This is a genomic window from Herbaspirillum sp. CF444 (assembly GCF_000282135.1).
Taxonomy (GTDB): domain Bacteria; phylum Pseudomonadota; class Gammaproteobacteria; order Burkholderiales; family Burkholderiaceae_D; genus Herbaspirillum.
Map to the genome: position 1 here is coordinate 1 of NZ_AKJW01000110.1, position 16,812 is coordinate 16,812.

At 61.2% G+C, this 16,812-nt stretch carries 13 protein-coding genes; 11 read left to right on the forward strand and 2 right to left on the reverse strand.

Annotated elements, in window-relative coordinates; genetic code table 11:
- From PMI16_RS22540 to PMI16_RS22550, 3 genes are all read left to right on the forward strand, one after another.
- Positions 1-293 (forward strand): DUF1109 domain-containing protein (locus PMI16_RS22540; RefSeq protein WP_007883952.1); only part of this gene is annotated, 293 nt, incomplete at its 5' end.
- A 166-nt stretch (positions 294-459) separates the two neighbouring features.
- Positions 460-1,053: a sigma-70 family RNA polymerase sigma factor gene (locus PMI16_RS22545; RefSeq protein WP_034381919.1), complete on the forward strand. Its 594-nt coding sequence runs from the start codon at positions 460-462 to the stop codon at positions 1,051-1,053.
- A complete protein-coding gene (locus tag PMI16_RS22550) occupies positions 1,050-1,691 on the forward strand; it encodes a DUF1109 domain-containing protein (protein WP_007883956.1) in 642 nt (213 codons plus the stop codon). The genes PMI16_RS22545 and PMI16_RS22550 overlap by 4 nt, the downstream gene beginning before the upstream one ends.
- Before the next feature lie 26 nt (positions 1,692-1,717).
- On the opposite strand, the gene PMI16_RS22555 is transcribed toward PMI16_RS22550, so the two are convergent.
- Together PMI16_RS22555 and PMI16_RS22560 are read right to left on the reverse strand one after the other, a co-directional pair.
- On the reverse strand, positions 1,718-2,656 hold the full coding sequence (locus tag PMI16_RS22555; RefSeq protein WP_007883962.1) for an AraC family transcriptional regulator: 939 nt from the start codon (positions 2,654-2,656) through the stop codon (positions 1,718-1,720).
- Positions 2,637-4,085 (reverse strand): aldehyde dehydrogenase family protein, encoded by a 1,449-nt coding sequence (locus PMI16_RS22560; protein WP_007883963.1) that lies wholly within the window; start codon positions 4,083-4,085, stop codon positions 2,637-2,639. Before PMI16_RS22560 ends, PMI16_RS22555 begins: the two co-directional genes overlap by 20 nt.
- A 479-nt stretch (positions 4,086-4,564) precedes the next feature.
- Here PMI16_RS22560 and PMI16_RS22565 point away from each other — a divergent pair, with 479 nt between their 5' ends.
- From PMI16_RS22565 to PMI16_RS22605, 8 genes are all read left to right on the forward strand, one after another.
- Entirely contained in the window at positions 4,565-5,902 is a 1,338-nt protein-coding gene (locus PMI16_RS22565) for an MFS transporter (protein ID WP_007883964.1), read from the forward strand.
- A 13-nt stretch (positions 5,903-5,915) separates the two neighbouring features.
- Positions 5,916-8,492, forward strand: a complete 2,577-nt coding sequence (nirB, locus tag PMI16_RS22570; RefSeq protein WP_007883965.1) for a nitrite reductase large subunit NirB — start codon at positions 5,916-5,918, stop codon at positions 8,490-8,492.
- 136 nt (positions 8,493-8,628) lie between these two features.
- Positions 8,629-8,985 carry a nitrite reductase small subunit NirD gene (gene nirD, locus PMI16_RS22575; RefSeq protein ID WP_007883966.1) on the forward strand — a complete coding sequence of 119 codons (357 nt, stop codon included), beginning with the start codon at positions 8,629-8,631 and terminating at the stop codon, positions 8,983-8,985.
- Entirely contained in the window at positions 8,982-10,256 is a 1,275-nt protein-coding gene (locus PMI16_RS22580; RefSeq protein ID WP_007883967.1) for an NAD(P)/FAD-dependent oxidoreductase, read from the forward strand. The genes nirD and PMI16_RS22580 overlap by 4 nt, the downstream gene beginning before the upstream one ends.
- A gap of 13 nt (positions 10,257-10,269) precedes the next feature.
- Complete coding sequence (locus tag PMI16_RS22585) at positions 10,270-12,999, forward strand: nitrate reductase (RefSeq protein WP_007883968.1); 2,730 nt, start codon at positions 10,270-10,272, stop codon at positions 12,997-12,999.
- A gap of 836 nt (positions 13,000-13,835) precedes the next feature.
- A complete protein-coding gene (locus PMI16_RS25520) occupies positions 13,836-14,636 on the forward strand; it encodes an RNA polymerase sigma factor (protein ID WP_157212763.1) in 801 nt (266 codons plus the stop codon).
- Positions 14,637-14,868: 232 nt separating this feature from the next.
- A complete protein-coding gene (locus PMI16_RS22600) occupies positions 14,869-15,516 on the forward strand; it encodes a hypothetical protein (protein ID WP_007883970.1) in 648 nt (215 codons plus the stop codon).
- A 113-nt stretch (positions 15,517-15,629) separates the two neighbouring features.
- Positions 15,630-16,685, forward strand: coding sequence for a hypothetical protein (locus tag PMI16_RS22605; protein ID WP_007883973.1), 1,056 nt, complete (start codon positions 15,630-15,632; stop codon positions 16,683-16,685).
- Positions 16,686-16,812 lie beyond the last annotated feature (127 nt).

The window sequence follows — 16,812 nt, forward strand, 5'->3', positions numbered from 1 at the left end:
GGCGCCTGCCGCTGGTGCTGGGATCGACCTGGCAGGTGTGTTCGTTGAATATCGCGCTGCTGTCGCTGCCGACTTTCTTTTCGATGTTCTGGGCCATGCGCGGGCTGGCGCCGACGCGGCTGGCGCTGACCGGCGCCAGTATCGGGCTGGTGGCCGGCGCGCAGGGCGTGGTGGTCTACACCTTGTATTGCACGGAAATGGCATTGCCGTTCTGGGGCGTCTGGTATGTCATCGGCATGCTGGCGCCGGCCGCGGTCGGCGCCCTGCTCGGCCCGCGCTTATTGCACTGGTGAGGCAACGTGAAGCGCCGTGCACCGCCGATCTCGACGATCTCGCCGACCGCGCGCCGGAGGAGAATTGATGAAGCAAGTTCTGGTATATCATCCCGACACGATCAATCCAATAATCCAATCTGCAGCATTCCTGATGCCTGCGACCGACCATTGCCCTGGCCGCCTGATGAAGCGACTGACCGAGAACGTAGAAAAAACAGAGACCGATGCGGGGACGTCCGTCGAGGAGCGCCTGAAAGCGCTGATCCTGGCCGGGCTGGACGGCAATGAAACAGCCTATCGCGCCTTCCTCGACGAACTCAGCAGTCGCCTGCGCGCTTATGTCAGGAAGCGCCTGTTCCATCTGCACGACGAAGTCGAGGATATCGTCCAGGAAACCCTGCTGGCCGTGCACAACGCGCGCCACACCTACCGCGCGGACGAACCGTTGACCGCCTGGGTATATGCGATTGCGCGTTACAAGCTGATGGACTTTTTGCGCATGCGCTCGCGTCACGATGCCTTCAACGAGCCGCTGGACGACTACGTCGACATCTTTTCCAGCGCCGATGAAGAGCCGGCCAACGATGCCAAGCGCGACATCAACGTACTGCTGGAACAATTGCCGGACAAGCAACGCCTGCCCATCGTTCACGTTAAACTGCAAGGCATGTCGGTGGCCGAAACCGCGCAACTGACGGGCTTGTCCGAATCCGCCGTTAAAATAGGCATACACCGCGGGCTCAAATCCCTCGCGGCCAAAATACGATTGTTTTCATGAAGACCGACGATTTCATTTCCATGCTCGCCACCGGCGTCAAACCGGTGGATCGTCACGTGCAGTTCAAACGCTTCTCGCAAGCCCTTGCCGTCGGCGGCGCCGGCGCCTTCATCCTGATGGTGCTGCTGTTCGGCATCCGTCCGGATATCCGCACCATGCTGGTCACGCCGCTGTTCTGGTTCAAGATGGCCTTCCCGCTGTCGCTGGCGGTCGCTTCGCTGTGGCTGCTGGCGCGCCTGAGCCGCCCCGGCGCGGAGATCGGCCAACGCTGGATCGCGCCGGCCGCGCCGGTGCTGGTGATCTGGATCGCGGCGCTCGCGGTGCTGGCCATTGCGCCGGACGGCGAACGCCTGAATCTGATCATGGGCTTCACCTGGCGCCGCTGTCCGTTCAATATCGCCATGCTGTCGATACCGGCCTGCGTCACGATCACCTGGGCCGTGCGCCAACTGGCGCCGACGCGCCTGCGCCTGGCCGGCGCCATGGCCGGCCTGCTGGCCGGCTCGGTGGCGACCGTCGCCTATTGCCTGCATTGCCCGGAAATGGGCGTGCCCTTCTGGGGGATCTGGTATCTCGGCGGCATGCTGATTCCTGCCGTGCTGGGCTGGCTCTTCGGGCCGGCGCTGTTGCGCTGGTAAGCCGGCGCTCCCGCTCGCCTTGCCGTCTACTCCACAGCGTGGTGCCTGAGATATTCCACGTCCTGTAACGGCGACGCGCCGAACAGGCGGCGGTATTCGCGGCTGAACTGCGACGGGCTTTCATAACCGACTTTATAAGCGACCGTGGCCGCTTCCATGCCGCCGGCCATGAGCATGCGGCGCGCTTCCAGCAAACGCGTCTGCTTCTGGTATTGCAGCGGACTCATCACCGTGGTCGCCTTGAAGCGATGATGCAGGGTCGACACGCTCATGCGGACCTGCTTCGCCAGCTTCTCGATCGACATCGGTTCGGCATAATTCTGCTTGATCCACTGGATGGCGTCGTTGACGCCGCGTTCCTGATAATGCGACAGCACGGTGTGATACAGCACGTCGCCGTTCTGCGCCGAGATCAGGCGGTACATGATTTCCTGCTTGAGGATGCGCGACATCGCGGGGATGTCCTGCGGCTTTTTCAGCAGACGGATCAGGCGCAAGAAAGTCTCCTGCAGCTCGGCATCCGATTCTTCGACATAGGCGCCGACGCGCGTGCTGCGTTTTGGCGGCGCGGGAATGTTGAGTTCGATGATGAAGGCTGCGATCTCTTTCGGATCGAGGTCGATGCGCACGCCGTAATACGGCGCGTCTTCATCCGCTTCCACGATCTGCCCGGACACCGGCAGATCGATCGCCGACAACACATAGCTGCCGCTGCCGTAATGATTGACGGTCTTGCCGATCAGCACCTTCTTGCGGCCTTGCACCACCATGCACATGGACGGTTCCAGCATGCCGCGGCTCAAGTCCGTCGGCTGGCAGATGCGGATGAAGGACAGATAGGGGATCGCCGTCAGCACATCGCGCTGCGAGGCCGGTACGCCGGCGAAATGCGCAGCCACCTCCGCCCGCAACTGCGCGAGCAGGTCGGTGGTAACCGCAGAAGAGTTAGCGTTGGGCGTTTTCATGGACCGGGACATCGTAACCAATGATGGCTTTCGGTTCAACATAAGCTTCCAGGCCGTAAGGCCCGAACTCGCGGCCGATGCCGGATTGCTTGAAGCCGCCGAACGGCGCGCGCGGTTCGTCGTACAGGCCGTTGATGAAGACGCGCCCCGCCACGATCTGCGACGCCACGCGGTTGGCGCGCTCCAGGTCGGCGCCGCTGACGTAGCCGTGCAAGCCGTAGACGGTGTCGTTGGCGATGTCGATGGCTTCTTCCTCCGTGCGATACGTCAGGATGGACAAGACCGGGCCGAAGATTTCCTCGCGGGCGATGCGCATGTCGTTGGTGACGTTGACGAACACCGTCGGCTTGACGAAATAGCCATGCTCCAGCCCCTGGGGATGACCTTCGCCGCCGACCAGCAATTCAGCGCCCTCTTCCACGCCGAGGCGGATGTAGCTCTGCACGCGCTCATATTGCTTTTGCGTGACCAAGGGACCGATCATCGTATCTTCGTCGCCGGGATTGCCGACCTTCATTGCCGCCACGGCTTGCCTGACCAGCGCCTTGACCTCTTCCAGGCGCTGCTCGGGCACGATCAGGCGCGTGCCTGCGAGGCAGGCCTGGCCGTTGTTGAACGCCGCCGCCATCACCGCCTGCGGGATCGCCGTCGCCAGGTCGGCATCGTCGAGCAGGATGTTGGGCGACTTGCCGCCGAGCTCCAGCGTGACGCGCTTCATGGTGTCGACGGCGCCGCGGGCGATCTGCTTGCCGACGGCGGTCGAACCGGTGAAAGATATCTTGGCGATGTCGGGATGGCGCGTGATTTCGGCGCCGACGGTGTCGCCGCGGCCGGTGACGATGTTGAATACGCCCGGCGGCAGGCCGGCCTCATGCAGGCATTGCGTCAGCAGCTGCGTCTGCATGGCGCTCAGCTCGCTGGGCTTGATGACGGCCGTGCTGCCGGCAACCAGCGCGGTCGACAGCTTGCTGCAGATGAAGCCGTAGTTGGCATTCCACGGGGTAATCAGGCCGACTACGCCGAGCGGCTCCATCGTCACGCGCGCCGTGCCGGCCTGGCGCACGAAATCGAAGCTCTTCAGCAACTCGATGGCCAGCAGAAAACTGTTGGCCGAGCGCGCCACGGTGGCGGTGCACACGCGACGCGTGCCGCCGTATTCCGCGATCATGACGTCGATCAGTTCTTGCGAACGACGCTGGATGGCGTCGTGCATGGCTTGCAGATAGCCGATGCGCTCTTCCTTGCTGGTGCGCGAAAATGTTTTGTACGCGGCTTTCGCTGCGGCAATGGCGCGGCGCGCATCTTCTTCGTCGGCCAGGCGGACGGCGGCAATCGTAGTCTTGTTGGCCGGGTTGACCAGTTCCATGATTTCCGTGCCGTGGGGTTGGACGAACTGGCCGTTGATGTAGATTTCGTTGATGTGTCGCATGTCGGTTTCCTTGTGAAGGCGATGAGTGGGCATGCGAAACATGGTAGGTCCCGGGTGCGCGGATGCGGTAGACCGATGCTGCAGCAGGATTGCCTGATCCTGCCGCCGGGCGGATTTTCTTGCCGGCGAGACATGTCGGCTTTCCGGCATGCATCAGGGGCCGCCGTTCGGCCATCTACCCAAAATCGCCCGGTGCAGCGCACCATTTGCGAGCAGCCTTGCACCGCAACACCTCATAACGTGACATATATTTTTGTCGCCACCTCTCCCCCATCATCCCCACTTCCCCTGAAACCCTTCTGCGACAAGGGATTCCGCCTCTCTGGCACAGGCTTTGCATATAGCCGGGTACGGATCAACGACGATCCCCCTCATTCTTAATGCCGATCTAAAGACGGATCTGCAGGACAACGGCGTCCGCTTAGCTTGGCATTCTTGCCTTGTTGAGCGGACGCCTTTTTGTTTTTAACGGGATAAAAATGGCCGTGACTTCAAATATCAGCAACAGCAAGGCAAGCAAGATCCAACTGTTTTCGCTGGCCTCGCCGCAAATGCGCGCCTTCCACCTGACGTGGATGGCGTTCTTCGTCTGCTTCTTCGCCTGGTTCGCCTGCGCGCCCCTGATGCCGGTCATCAAGGGCCAGCTCGGCCTGAGCATCGAGCAGATCGCCAATATCAATATCGCGGCCGTGGCCGTGACGATCCTGGTGCGCCTGATCATCGGTCCGCTGTGCGATCGCTACGGTCCGCGCAAGACCTATACCGGCCTGCTGCTGGCCGGCGCGATCCCCGTGATCGGCGTGAGTTTTTCGCAAAGCTATGAGAGCTTCCTGTTCTTCCGCCTGTGCATCGGCGCGGTCGGCGCCAGTTTCGTGATCACGCAGTACCACACCTCGGTGATGTTCGCGCCCAACGTGGTCGGCACCGCCAATGCGGCGACCGCCGGCTGGGGCAATGCCGGCGGCGGCGTGGCGCAGGGCCTGATGCCGCTGTTGCTGGCCGCCATGCTGATGCTGGGCGTGGGCGAAAGCCTGGGCTGGCGCGTCGCGTTACTGGTGCCGGGCTTGCTGATGCTGGTGATGGCGGCGATGTACTGGCACTTCACCCAGGATTGCCCGCAAGGCAATTTCGATGAATTGCGCGCTGCCGGCATCGCCATCGAAAGCGGTAAAAAAGGCGGCTGGGCCAGCTTCCGCGCCGCCAGCGCCAACTACCGCGTGTGGATGCTGTTCGTCACCTACGGCGCCTGCTTCGGCGTGGAAATCTTCATCCACAACATCGCCGCCATCTATTACGTCGATCACTTCGGCCTGTCCCTGAAAAGCGCCGGTATCGCGGCGGCGAGCTTCGGTCTGCTGGCGCTGTTTGCACGGGCGCTGGGCGGCATCGTCTCCGACAAGGTAGCGCAACGTGGCGGCCTCAATCGCCGCGCCACCCTGCTGTTCGTGATGATGCTGGGCGAAGGCCTCGGCCTGTTGTGGTTTGCCCATGCCGGCAGCGTCGCGCTGGCGGTCGTCGCGATGCTGTGCTTCGGCCTGTTCACCCACATGGCTTGCGGCGCGACCTATGCGCTGGTGCCCTTCATCGATCGCAAGGCGCTGGGCGGCGTGGCCGGCATCATCGGCGCGGGCGGCAACGTCGGCGCGGTGCTGGCGGGCTTCCTGATGAAGAGCCTCGGCAACACGCAACAGACATTGAGCATGCTGGGCGTGCTGGTGACGGTATCGGCGCTGTGCGCCGTCGCCGTGCGCTTCACCAGCGGCGACAAGAGCGACGAGCCTGCCCTTGCCGTTGCCGGCAACAACATTCCAGCCTGAGGAGAACCGGATCATGAACATCATCGTCATTGGCCACGGCATGGTCGGTCACAAGTTCCTGGAATCGCTTGCCGAAAGCGGCGCCTCCAATATCCATGTCACCGTATTGTGCGAAGAACCGCGTCCGGCCTACGACCGCGTGCATCTGTCCGAATTCTTCGCCGGCAAGACCGCCGACGATCTGTCGCTGGTGGCGCCCGGCTTTTTCGACGCCGGCAAGAGCAGCATCCACTTCGACCTCAAGCTCAACGCCAAGGCGCAGGACATCGACATCGCCGCCAGGACCGTGACCGTCAACGTCGGCGGCGTGGTCGAGACCATGTCTTACGACAAGCTCGTGATGGCGACCGGCTCCTACCCTTTCGTCCCGACCGTCGCGGGCAACCAGCGCAAGGATTGCTTCGTCTATCGCACCATCGAAGACCTCGAAGCGATGCTCGAATGCGGCAAGCGCTCCAGGACCGGCGTGGTCATCGGCGGCGGCCTGCTCGGCCTGGAATGCGCCAAGGCCTTGCGCGACATGAACCTGGAAACCCATGTGGTCGAATTCGCCCCGCGCCTGATGGCGGTGCAGGTCGACGAGAGCGGCGGTCGCATCCTGCGCCAGAAGATCCAGGACCTCGGCGTCACCGCCCACACGCAAAAGAACACGCTGGAAATCGTCGACGGCAAGACCGGCACGCATCGCATGAACTTCGAGGACGGCACCCACCTCGACACCGACATGATCGTGTTCTCGGCCGGCATCCGTCCGCGCGACGAACTGGCGCGCGAAGCCGGCCTGAAGGTCGGCGACCGCGGCGGCATCGTCATCGACAACAGCTGCATCACTTCCGATCCCCACGTCTACGCCATCGGCGAATGCGCACTGTGGAACGGCAAGATCTTCGGCCTGGTCGCGCCCGGCTACGACATGGCGCGCATCGCCGCCAAGCACGTGCTGGCGCATCTGAACGACGACGCCGGCAATGCCCCGCAATTCAACGGCGCCGACATGAGCACCAAGTTGAAGCTCATGGGCGTGGACGTCGCCAGCATCGGCGACCCGCACGGCAAGGAAGCCGGCAGCCGCTCGTTCCAGTTCACCGATGAACGCAAGCAGATCTACAAGAAGATCGTCGTCTCCGAATCCGGCAAGCACCTGCTCGGCGCGGTGATGGTCGGCGACGCCGCCGAATACGGCACGTTGTTGCAGATGATGCTCAACCGCATCGAATTGCCGGAGTCGCCCGAGTTCCTGATCCTGCCGCAAGCCGACGGCAAGGCCAGGGTCGGCCTCGGCGTCGATGCCCTGCCCGACTCCGCGCAAATCTGCTCCTGCAACAATGTCTCCAAGGCGGACCTGTGCGCGGCGGTGGCCTCGGGCGTGACCAACATCGGCGACCTCAAGACCTGCACCAAGGCCGGCACTTCGTGCGGCGGCTGCGTGCCGCTGGTCACCCAGGTGATGAAGGCCGAGATGAAGAAGCAAGGCCTGGCCGTCAACAACCATGTCTGCGAACACTTCGCCTATTCGCGCCAGGAGCTGCACCACCTGGTGCGCGTGAACAAGATCAGGAGCTTCGGCGAGCTGCTGGCGCAACACGGCAAGGGCCTCGGCTGCGATATCTGCAAGCCGGTCGCCGCCAACATCCTGGCCTCGTGCTGGAATGACTTCGTGCTCAAGAAGGAACACGCCAGCCTGCAGGATTCGAACGATTACTTCCTCGGCAACATCCAGAAGGACGGCACCTATTCGGTGGTGCCGCGCATGGCCGGAGGCGAAGTCACGCCGGACGGCCTGATCGCGGTCGGCCAGATCGCCAAGAAGTACGGCCTCTACACCAAGATCACCGGCGGCCAGCGCGTCGACCTGTTCGGCGCCCGCGTCGAGCAATTGCCGGACATCTGGGAAGAACTGATCGCCGCCGGTTTCGAAACCGGCCACGCCTACGGCAAGTCGCTGCGCACGGTCAAATCCTGCGTCGGCTCGACCTGGTGCCGCTACGGCGTGGATGACAGCGTCGGCCTCGCCATCGAACTGGAGAATCGCTACAAGGGCCTGCGCTCGCCGCACAAGATCAAGTTCGGCGTCTCCGGCTGCACCCGCGAATGCGCGGAAGCGCAAGGCAAGGACGTCGGCATCATCGCCACCGAAAAAGGCTGGAACCTGTACGTCTGCGGCAACGGCGGCATGAAGCCGCGCCACGCCGAGCTGATCGCCTCCGATCTCGACAAGGCGTCGCTGGTGCGCTACATCGACCGCTTCCTGATGTTTTACGTGCGCACCGCGGATCGCCTGCAACGCACCAGCACCTGGCGCGACAACCTTGAAGGCGGCCTCGATTATCTGAAGAGCGTGGTGATCGACGACAAGCTCGGCATCGCCGCCGAACTGGAAGCCGACATGCAGCACGTGGTCGACACCTATGAATGCGAATGGAAGAAAGCCGTCAACGATCCGGAGACGCGCAAGCGCTTCCGCCACTTCGTCAACAGCAAGGAAGCCGACAACAACGTCAAGTTCGTCGACGAGCGCGGTCAGATCCGTCCGGCCACGGTGGCCGAGCGCAAGCTGATCGATATTCCGGTGGTGGCGGAGGCGGTATAAAAGTAACTTGTCGTTCTGACGAAAGTCAGAACCCAGCGGCGTTGAATACACGCAATGCAGGTTGATCGAAGACACGGCACTGGGTCCTGACTTTCGTCAGGACGACGGGGATGATGAGTAAATGAAGGAGAAACACATGCACAGCGACCGACAAATTGAACACTGGATCGAAGTCTGCGACATCAACGACATCGTGCCCAATACCGGCGTCTGCGCGCTGATCAACGGCGAACAGGTGGCGGTGTTCCACGTGATCGACGGCAACCGGGAGGAGACCCGCGTCTTCGCCATCGGCAACTACGATCCCAATGCCGACGCTTCGGTGCTGTCGCGCGGCCTGGTCGGCAGCATCGGCGAACGCATCGTGGTGGCCTCGCCGATCTACAAGCAGCACTTTGACCTGCAGACCGGCGAATGCCTGGAAGCGCCGGAACATTCGGTCAGCGCTTATCCCGCACGCATCGATCACGGCAAGGTGTGGGTGGGCGCATGACAGTCGTTCCGGCATCCGCTGAGTCTTCAAACGCTTCTTCGCAGAAACCGTCGCTGGTGGTGATCGGCAACGGCATGGCCGGCATGCGCACGGTCGAAGAATTGCTCAAGCTGGCGCCGGACCTGTACGACATCACCGTGTTCGGCGCCGAGCCGCACGGCAATTACAATCGCATCCTGTTGTCGCCGGTGCTGGCGGGCGACAAGAGCATGGAAGACATCATGCTCAACACGCGCGAGTGGTACGAACAAAACAACATCACGCTGCACGCCGGCGACCCGGTCGAAAAAATCGACCGCCGTCGCCGCACCGTGCGCTCGCAAGCCGGCGTGGAGATCCAATACGACCGCCTGCTGCTGGCGACCGGCTCCAAGCCTTTCATCATCCCGGTGCCGGGCCACGAGCTGCCGGGCGTGATCGCGTTCCGCGACATCCAGGACGTCAACACCATGCTCGACGCCGCGCGCAGCCATCGCCATGCGGTGGTGATCGGCGGCGGCCTGCTCGGTCTGGAAGCCGCCAACGGCTTGCTGCGGCAAGGCATGGACGTGACCGTGGTGCACGTCACCGACAGCCTGATGAACCAGCAACTGGACAAACCTGCGGCGGCGCTGCTGAAGAAGGCCTTGGAGATGAAAGGCCTGCGCTTCCTGCTGAACGCGCAGACGGAATCCATCGTCGGCGCCGATCGCGTCACGGCGGTGCGCTTCAAGGATGGTTCCGAAATCCCGGCCGACCTGGTCGTCATGACCGCCGGCGTGCGCCCCAACATCGCGCTGGCGAAAGACGCCGGCCTGCACTGCGACCGCGCCATCGTGGTCGACGACACGCTGCAAACCTACGATCCGCGCATCTACGCCGTCGGCGAATGCGTGCAGCACCGCAAGGCCACCTTCGGACTGGTCGCGCCGATCTGGGATCAGGCGCGCGTGTGCGGCGCCCACCTGGCCGGCGCCGGTCATCGCCGCTACGTGCAACAAGCCACCGCCACCAAGCTCAAAGTCACCGGCGTCGATCTGTATTCGGCGGGCGACTTCATCGCGGCGGAAGACACCGAAGACCTGGTCCTGCGCGACCCGCGCCGCGGCATCTACAAACGGCTGGTGCTCAAGGGCAGCAAACTGATCGGCGCCGTACTCTACGGCGACGTCAAGGACGGCCCGTGGTACTTCGATCTGATCCAGAAAGGCGGCGACATCTCCGCCATCCGTCATCAACTGCTGTTCGGTCAGGCCATCTGCGGCCAGACTCAAGGCAACAAGGCAGCCTGATCAGGAAACCATCGTGAATCTCACCAACATCCCGCTTTCGACCGTCGGCACCAAGACCACCTGCCCGTATTGCGGCGTCGGGTGCGGCGTGCGCGCGTCCATGCAGAACGACGGCGCGATCGCGATTGCCGGCGACGAACTGCATCCGGCCAACAAGGGCCGCCTGTGCGTCAAAGGCTCGGCGCTCGGCGAAACGGTCGACCTCGACGGACGCCTGTTGCATCCGAAGATGCGCGACGACAATGGCGACATGCAACGCGTGAGCTGGGATGCGGCGCTCGACAAGGTCGCGGGCGGCCTGCGCGGCATCATCGACCGGCATGGTCCTGATTCGGTTGCGCTGTACGTCTCCGGCCAGTTGCTGACGGAAGACTATTACATCGCCAACAAGCTCATGAAGGGCTATATCGGCAGCGCCAACATCGACACCAATTCACGCCTGTGCATGTCGTCGGCCGTGGCCGGCCACAAGCGCGCGTTCGGCGAAGACCTGGTGCCGGTCTGCTATGAAGATCTTGAGTTGGCCGACATGGTCGTGCTGGTCGGCTCGAACACGGCGTGGTGCCACCCTATCCTCTTTCAACGTATTGCCAAGGCCAAGGAAAACCGTCCCGACATGAAACTGGTCGTCATCGACCCGCGCCGCACCGCGACCTGCGAACTGTCCGACATGCATCTGCCGGTCAAGGCCGGCACCGACGTCTGGCTGTTCAACGGCCTGATGAGTTACCTGGCGCATCGCGGCGCGCGCGACAACGCCTTTGTCGACGCCCACACCACCGGTCTCGGCGAAGCACTGGCGATTGCCGACGCCGATTGCGCCGATCCGCATGAAGTCGCGCGCATCTGCAAGGTCGACGTCAACGACTTGCTGGCGTTCTATGAATCCTTCGCCAATACCGAGAAAGTCATCACGGCGTTTTCGATGGGCGTCAACCAATCCTCCGCCGGCACCGACAAGGTCAACAGCATCATCAACTGCCACCTGATCAGCGGCCGCATCGGCAAGCCGGGCATGGGACCGTTTTCGATCACCGGCCAGCCCAACGCCATGGGCGGACGCGAAGTCGGCGGCCTGGCCAACATGCTGGCCGCGCACATGGACCTGGACAACGCGCTGCATCGCGACACCGTGCAAACCTTCTGGGGTTCGCCGCGCATGGCCGACAAGCCGGGACTCAAAGCGGTCGATCTGTTCAACGCCATCGAAGCCGGCCGTATCAAGGCCGTGTGGATCATGGCGACCAACCCCATGGTGAGCATGCCGGACGCCAACGTGGTCGAGCGCGCGCTGTCGAAGTGCGAACTGGTAGTCTCCTCCGACATCATGGAAAAAACCGACACCAATGCCTTCGCCCATATTCTGCTGCCGGCGCTGGGCTGGGGCGAAAAGGACGGCACGGTCACCAATTCGGAACGCCGCATCTCGCGCCAGCGCAGCTTTCTGTCCGCGCCCGGCGAAGCACGTCCGGACTGGCAGGTGATCTGCGACGTCGCCAGACGCATGGGTTACCGCGGCTTCGACTTTGCCGGTGCGCATGCCATCTTCGACGAACACGCGCGCCTGAGCAGCTATCGCAACGGTTCGCCGCAGATCGCCGGGCACAGCCACCGACTGTTCAACCTGGACGGGCTGACCGGCATGGACAAAAAACAGTTCGACGAACTGCAACCGGTACAGTGGCCGGTGGTGCAAGCCGACAAAACCGGTACAGCGCGACTGTTCGGCGATCACCGTTATTCCCACCCCGACGGCAAGGCGCGCTTCGTCGCCACGCCGCCGCGCGGCCCGGCGCATTTGCCGGACGAAGAGTTTCCGCTCACGCTCAACACCGGCCGCGTGCGCGATCAGTGGCACACCATGACGCGCACCGGCAAGTCGGCGCGGCTGGCCGATCACGTGCCGGAATCCTTCGTCGACATGCATCCGCAGGACGCCTTGCGCTACGGCGTGCGCGAAGGCGGCTTGGCGCGCATCAGCTCGCGCTGGGGCGCCATGGTGGCGCGCGTGCAGCACAGCGGCGGCATCGCGCGCGGCAGCATCTTCATCCCCATCCACTGGAACAGCCAGACCGCCTCCGACGCACGCGTCGGCGCGCTGGTCAATCCGGTGGTCGATCCGGTCTCGGGCGAACCGGAGTTCAAACACACGCCGGTGAACATCGAAGAATTCGGCGTGTCCTGGCATGGCTTCATCCTCAGCCGCAAGGCGCTGGCGCTGGACGAAATCACGCACTGGACACGCATCCAGGGCCGCGATTTTGCGCGCTACGAACTGGCCGGACGCAAGCTCATTGCCGACCACAGCGCATGGGCGCGCACGCTGCTCGGCGTGCATGACGTCGAGGCCGACTGGCTTGAATACGAAGACAGCACCGCCGGCGTCTATCGCGCCGTGCACGTCGACAACGATCGCATCGATATGTGCATCTTCCTGTCGAAGCGCCCCGACCTGCCCTCACGCGCGTGGCTGGCGAGCCTGTTCGACAAGGCGCAACTGGAAGAAGCCGACCGCGTCGGCCTGCTGATCGGCCAGCCCATCGAAAAAGGCGCCGACACCGGCCCGACGGTCTGCTCCTGCTTCGGCGTGGGCCGCAACACCATCTGCAATGCGGTGCGTGAAAAAGGCCTGAAGACCGTCGCCGAAGTCACCTCCTGCCTCAAGGCCGGCGGCAACTGCGGCTCCTGCGTGCCGGAGATCAAGAAGCTCCTGGTGGAGACGCATGCGGCGGAGACTGCCTGAATCCATGTGGGTTGCACTGGCTTCGTCCTGTAAGACCGTAGTAGTTCTTGCGCCGTCTCGATCTATCACCTTCATGCCGGCGCTGGATCAGGCGCCCCTGGCCACGGTCGCCCGCGCAATCATGCAGCACGCTGCGCGAAACCCCTGCGACGCCCTTGCCTGGCTTCTTTCCGGGAACCACGCATCGCTCGTCTATTGATGAAATGAATTCCGGCAGTTCCTCTGGCCGCATCATTGATGCGGCTTTTTTTTCGCTGAACAACACTTCCGCGGTTGCCCCCCCTATTGGGCAAGCTTATGCTCTTGCCCGCTTTTGCAACGTTAATGCAACAGCAGTCTGACGCGCATCCGGCGCAAGCAGCCTGACTGCTGTAGCGACACCCGCAATCCAATGCCGAACACCAGCATCAGCAACGGTAAACCGGCGCAGATCAAACTGTCCCCCTCCAGCTTCAAACCACTCCCATCAATTACATCAGCCAATGCTGCCGGCACCAATCCGGAAAACCTACTAACGTCCGGGCTCTGATGCCCTCCTCAAAAAACTACTGCGCATCCGGATAATTTTCAGCCGTCACGGTGCATTCGCACATATTGGGGACACCAATACAAAGATACCCGATAGCACGGCGGTGCATGCCGCCTGCCCTCTGTGAAACACAGCGACGTCTGAGAACATGCAAGCCGAATTTTGTCTTTGCATCTGCACCGTCACGCATGACAAACCGCGCTTATGGCTCTTCTTCACTTCACACATGTCCCGCCTATTTCGTCTTCTCACTGCAAGCAGAAGCAGCGTTGGTTGAAACAAGAGACATTTGCGAACTACTCAGAAGGTGACTCAGTTCTATCAAATTGATCTTCATCGTCATCATCGACGCATCTTTCGACCCGGGATTCAAAACGACCACACGTTGGCCGCGCCATTCCTTGGATCACAACTCAAAGAACATATCGAAGGAAGAACCGTGGAGATAAAGGATCGTACTGCCTTGAATTATCTTGAGGCGACAAAAGACGATATCGGATACGCAGCGAATCAATCGGATCAGGAATTGTTGGAAGCCTTTGCCCAGGGAAGCAGCGCCGCTCTGTGCCATCTGATAGCAAACTATCAGGCCTTTCTGCTTTCGCACTGCCGCAGGATAACAAGAGGCAATCTTCACGATGCGAAAGACCTGCACGGGCTCGTGATCCTGAAATTCTGCTCGGAGCAGCCTGAACAAATCAGAAAAATTCGTAATCTTGGCGGTTGGCTGTGCAAGGTCGCCCGCAATCTATATATCGATCAACATCGGTCTCATCAGGCAGAAGAGCGACGCAATGACAACCTGACGCATATCTATGAAATCACCAATATGCGGCATACGTCGCCGGAGGACCATGTCCTGAACGGAGAATTGCTGGCAAAAATCGAAACCGCCTTCGAAGAATTGCCTCCCCGCCTGCGCACCATCGCTGAACTCCGGTTCGTGGAAGAAGCGTCTTACGACATCATTTCGGATCGTTTGGGAATTTCGCTGTTGAATGCGCGCAAACGCGTCCAGGAAGCACGCCACATCATGACGTCCTCTCTGCTCAAGTATGTCGCCGGCACCGGGTTGAGTCGCAAAGCCGGCTCACGCCGCACGCACTGAGCAAGCTCATCCATCTCTTCTGCACTTTTCATTTCACATCTTCGGCCCCGCCTTCGTCCTACCAGTGTGGCGCGTGACGCTCGCCGATGCAGGCGGATTGTTCGACTGCAAGCCGATGGATGTTTGTGCATTTTTCTCACTGCACAAACGGAATCACCGGTATCGGCTGGAATCACGAACGCCACAAAACATTGAAACAGGTTTGTTCATTCATCCACTCACAGGAGTAATCATGGCTATCACCACAACGTTCTCCGTTACCAACAACCTCACCATCCCAACCACCAACCATATTCTGGTATTCCTGAAACCCGTCAGGGCATTGCCCAATTACCAGTATCTGGCATGGCAAGACCTCAATCCGCCCCAAGGCGGCAACCAGCCGTTCGACTTCGTCATCGACCTCGGCGTGCAGGTGACCGATGCGGCGAGCGGCAATCCTCCCGGCCCGAGCTCGAAAATCTATTCCATCAATCCCGGGGATCTGTTTGCGGTGACCAACCCGAACAGCCAGGGACCGATCGTGACACCCGTGAACATCAACCAAGGCGATGTCTCGTCTGCCCAGGCCGGCGTCGTGAACAACTGCAACTCGCCGGTCACCAGCCTCGCGATTTCATGGACCAATGCAGGCACACCGATCGTCAATGTCGGCGTTGCGCCTAACGACATCATCAACCAAGGAAAGACAGTGACCCTGGAACTAGAGCCGACCCTGTATTTCATGGCTGCGGATCCGACCCTGCATGGCCCCAACTTCACGTTGCAAGACTATTCCGCCATGACGCCATACAAGCTGGTGGCGGGGACCACGAGCGTTGCAGTGTCGTGGACACGTGATTTGAATGGCCTGGGTCCGGACGTATTTTCGTTCACTTGATGTCCTGCGCGATGTCCGTAGCACATCCGCATGCCGGACATCGCCGCACGCCAACCGCAGTTCCCTGATGCGCCCCGTGCAAACCAATCTCACCCGTTCCAAAGGATAGTGAAATGAAACCAAACATTACGCTTTCGCAGCTCAGTCATCTTGGCATCACCCCAAGCGAACTGGACGACGTACTGAGTGACCACGAAATATTGGTCACTACCCACATGACAAACGCTGCCAGAAAAACCACCGGCAATGTACTGGGCGTCGGCATCACAGCGCTGACCAATCCCGGCAACAACACCGACAAGCTGGCATTCCTGTTGCTAGTCGACAGGCTTGACTATGCCAACCAGACCCTGCCTACCTTCAGTAAATCCGGTTATCAAGTCTTGCTGGAAGAAGTCGGCAGTATCCGTGCGCAAAGCCGTCAGGATGGCGACGCCGCATTCGCGGAAGACGAGCTGGAATCGACTCAGGGATTTCAAGCCAAATATCGCCCGGTCACCTGCGGCGTGTCGATCGCACCGGGCACAAAAGCCTATTCAGGCACGCTGGGCTGCCAGGTGATGGTGAACAATGTCAAATACATGCTAAGCAACAATCATGTACTCGCCGATTGCAATTCGGTAGCTCCCGGCACGGTGATCACGCAGCCGTCCATCGAAGATCATGGCAATGATCCTGCTGACGTGATTGGCGCGCTATCGTATTTTGTGCCACTGGCGGCACCGGGCGGGACTTCTCCCGTGGATGCCGCCATTGCCGCATTTGACGACACCAAAAACGACCCACGCATGGAGCGCGGCGAAAACAAGGTGGAAAAAATGGTCGCTCCCGTCACTGCGCCATACGTGGGCATGGAGGTTCAGAAAAGCGGCCGTACGACCGGCGTCACGAAAGGAAAAGTGACGGCCATCGCTCTCACGATTGCGACGGATTATGCCGGCTATGGCGTCGTCACCATTCAAAACACATTTTCGGTCAAACATGTATCCGGATATTTTTCTCTTCCAGGAGACAGTGGTTCCGTGATCACCACTGCATCCCAAAATAATCCGGTAGGACTGTTGTTTGCTGGTGATCAAGGCACAAAAACCACTTATGCCAATACCATGCAGGCAGTCCTCAAGCAATTGACGGATCTGACCGGGCACGAGGCCAGCATCGTCTACTGAAAAACGATGCCTCATCGTGCCGGCGCGCTGAATGTTGAACGTCTCGTCTGGCGGGGCAATATTCAACGCGCCACGATTGACTAAATAGGAGCCTTTTTTGGATCACACGTCAGACTTCGCGGGAAAA

What these genes read in the sequence shown, in the direction of transcription:
- PMI16_RS22580 (WP_007883967.1), top strand. Translation starts at nt 8,982, where the DNA reads ATGACAGTCGTTCCGGCATCCGCTGAGTCTTCAAACGCTTCTTCGCAG.
- PMI16_RS22555 (WP_007883962.1), bottom strand. Translation starts at nt 2,656, where the DNA reads ATGAAAACGCCCAACGCTAACTCTTCTGCGGTTACCACCGACCTGCTC.
- nirD (WP_007883966.1), top strand. Translation starts at nt 8,629, where the DNA reads ATGCACAGCGACCGACAAATTGAACACTGGATCGAAGTCTGCGACATC.
- nirB (WP_007883965.1), top strand. Translation starts at nt 5,916, where the DNA reads ATGAACATCATCGTCATTGGCCACGGCATGGTCGGTCACAAGTTCCTG.
- PMI16_RS22600 (WP_007883970.1), top strand. Translation starts at nt 14,869, where the DNA reads ATGGCTATCACCACAACGTTCTCCGTTACCAACAACCTCACCATCCCA.
- PMI16_RS22550 (WP_007883956.1), top strand. Translation starts at nt 1,050, where the DNA reads ATGAAGACCGACGATTTCATTTCCATGCTCGCCACCGGCGTCAAACCG.
- PMI16_RS22545 (WP_034381919.1), top strand. Translation starts at nt 460, where the DNA reads ATGAAGCGACTGACCGAGAACGTAGAAAAAACAGAGACCGATGCGGGG.
- PMI16_RS22565 (WP_007883964.1), top strand. Translation starts at nt 4,565, where the DNA reads ATGGCCGTGACTTCAAATATCAGCAACAGCAAGGCAAGCAAGATCCAA.
- PMI16_RS22560 (WP_007883963.1), bottom strand. Translation starts at nt 4,085, where the DNA reads ATGCGACACATCAACGAAATCTACATCAACGGCCAGTTCGTCCAACCC.
- PMI16_RS22605 (WP_007883973.1), top strand. Translation starts at nt 15,630, where the DNA reads ATGAAACCAAACATTACGCTTTCGCAGCTCAGTCATCTTGGCATCACC.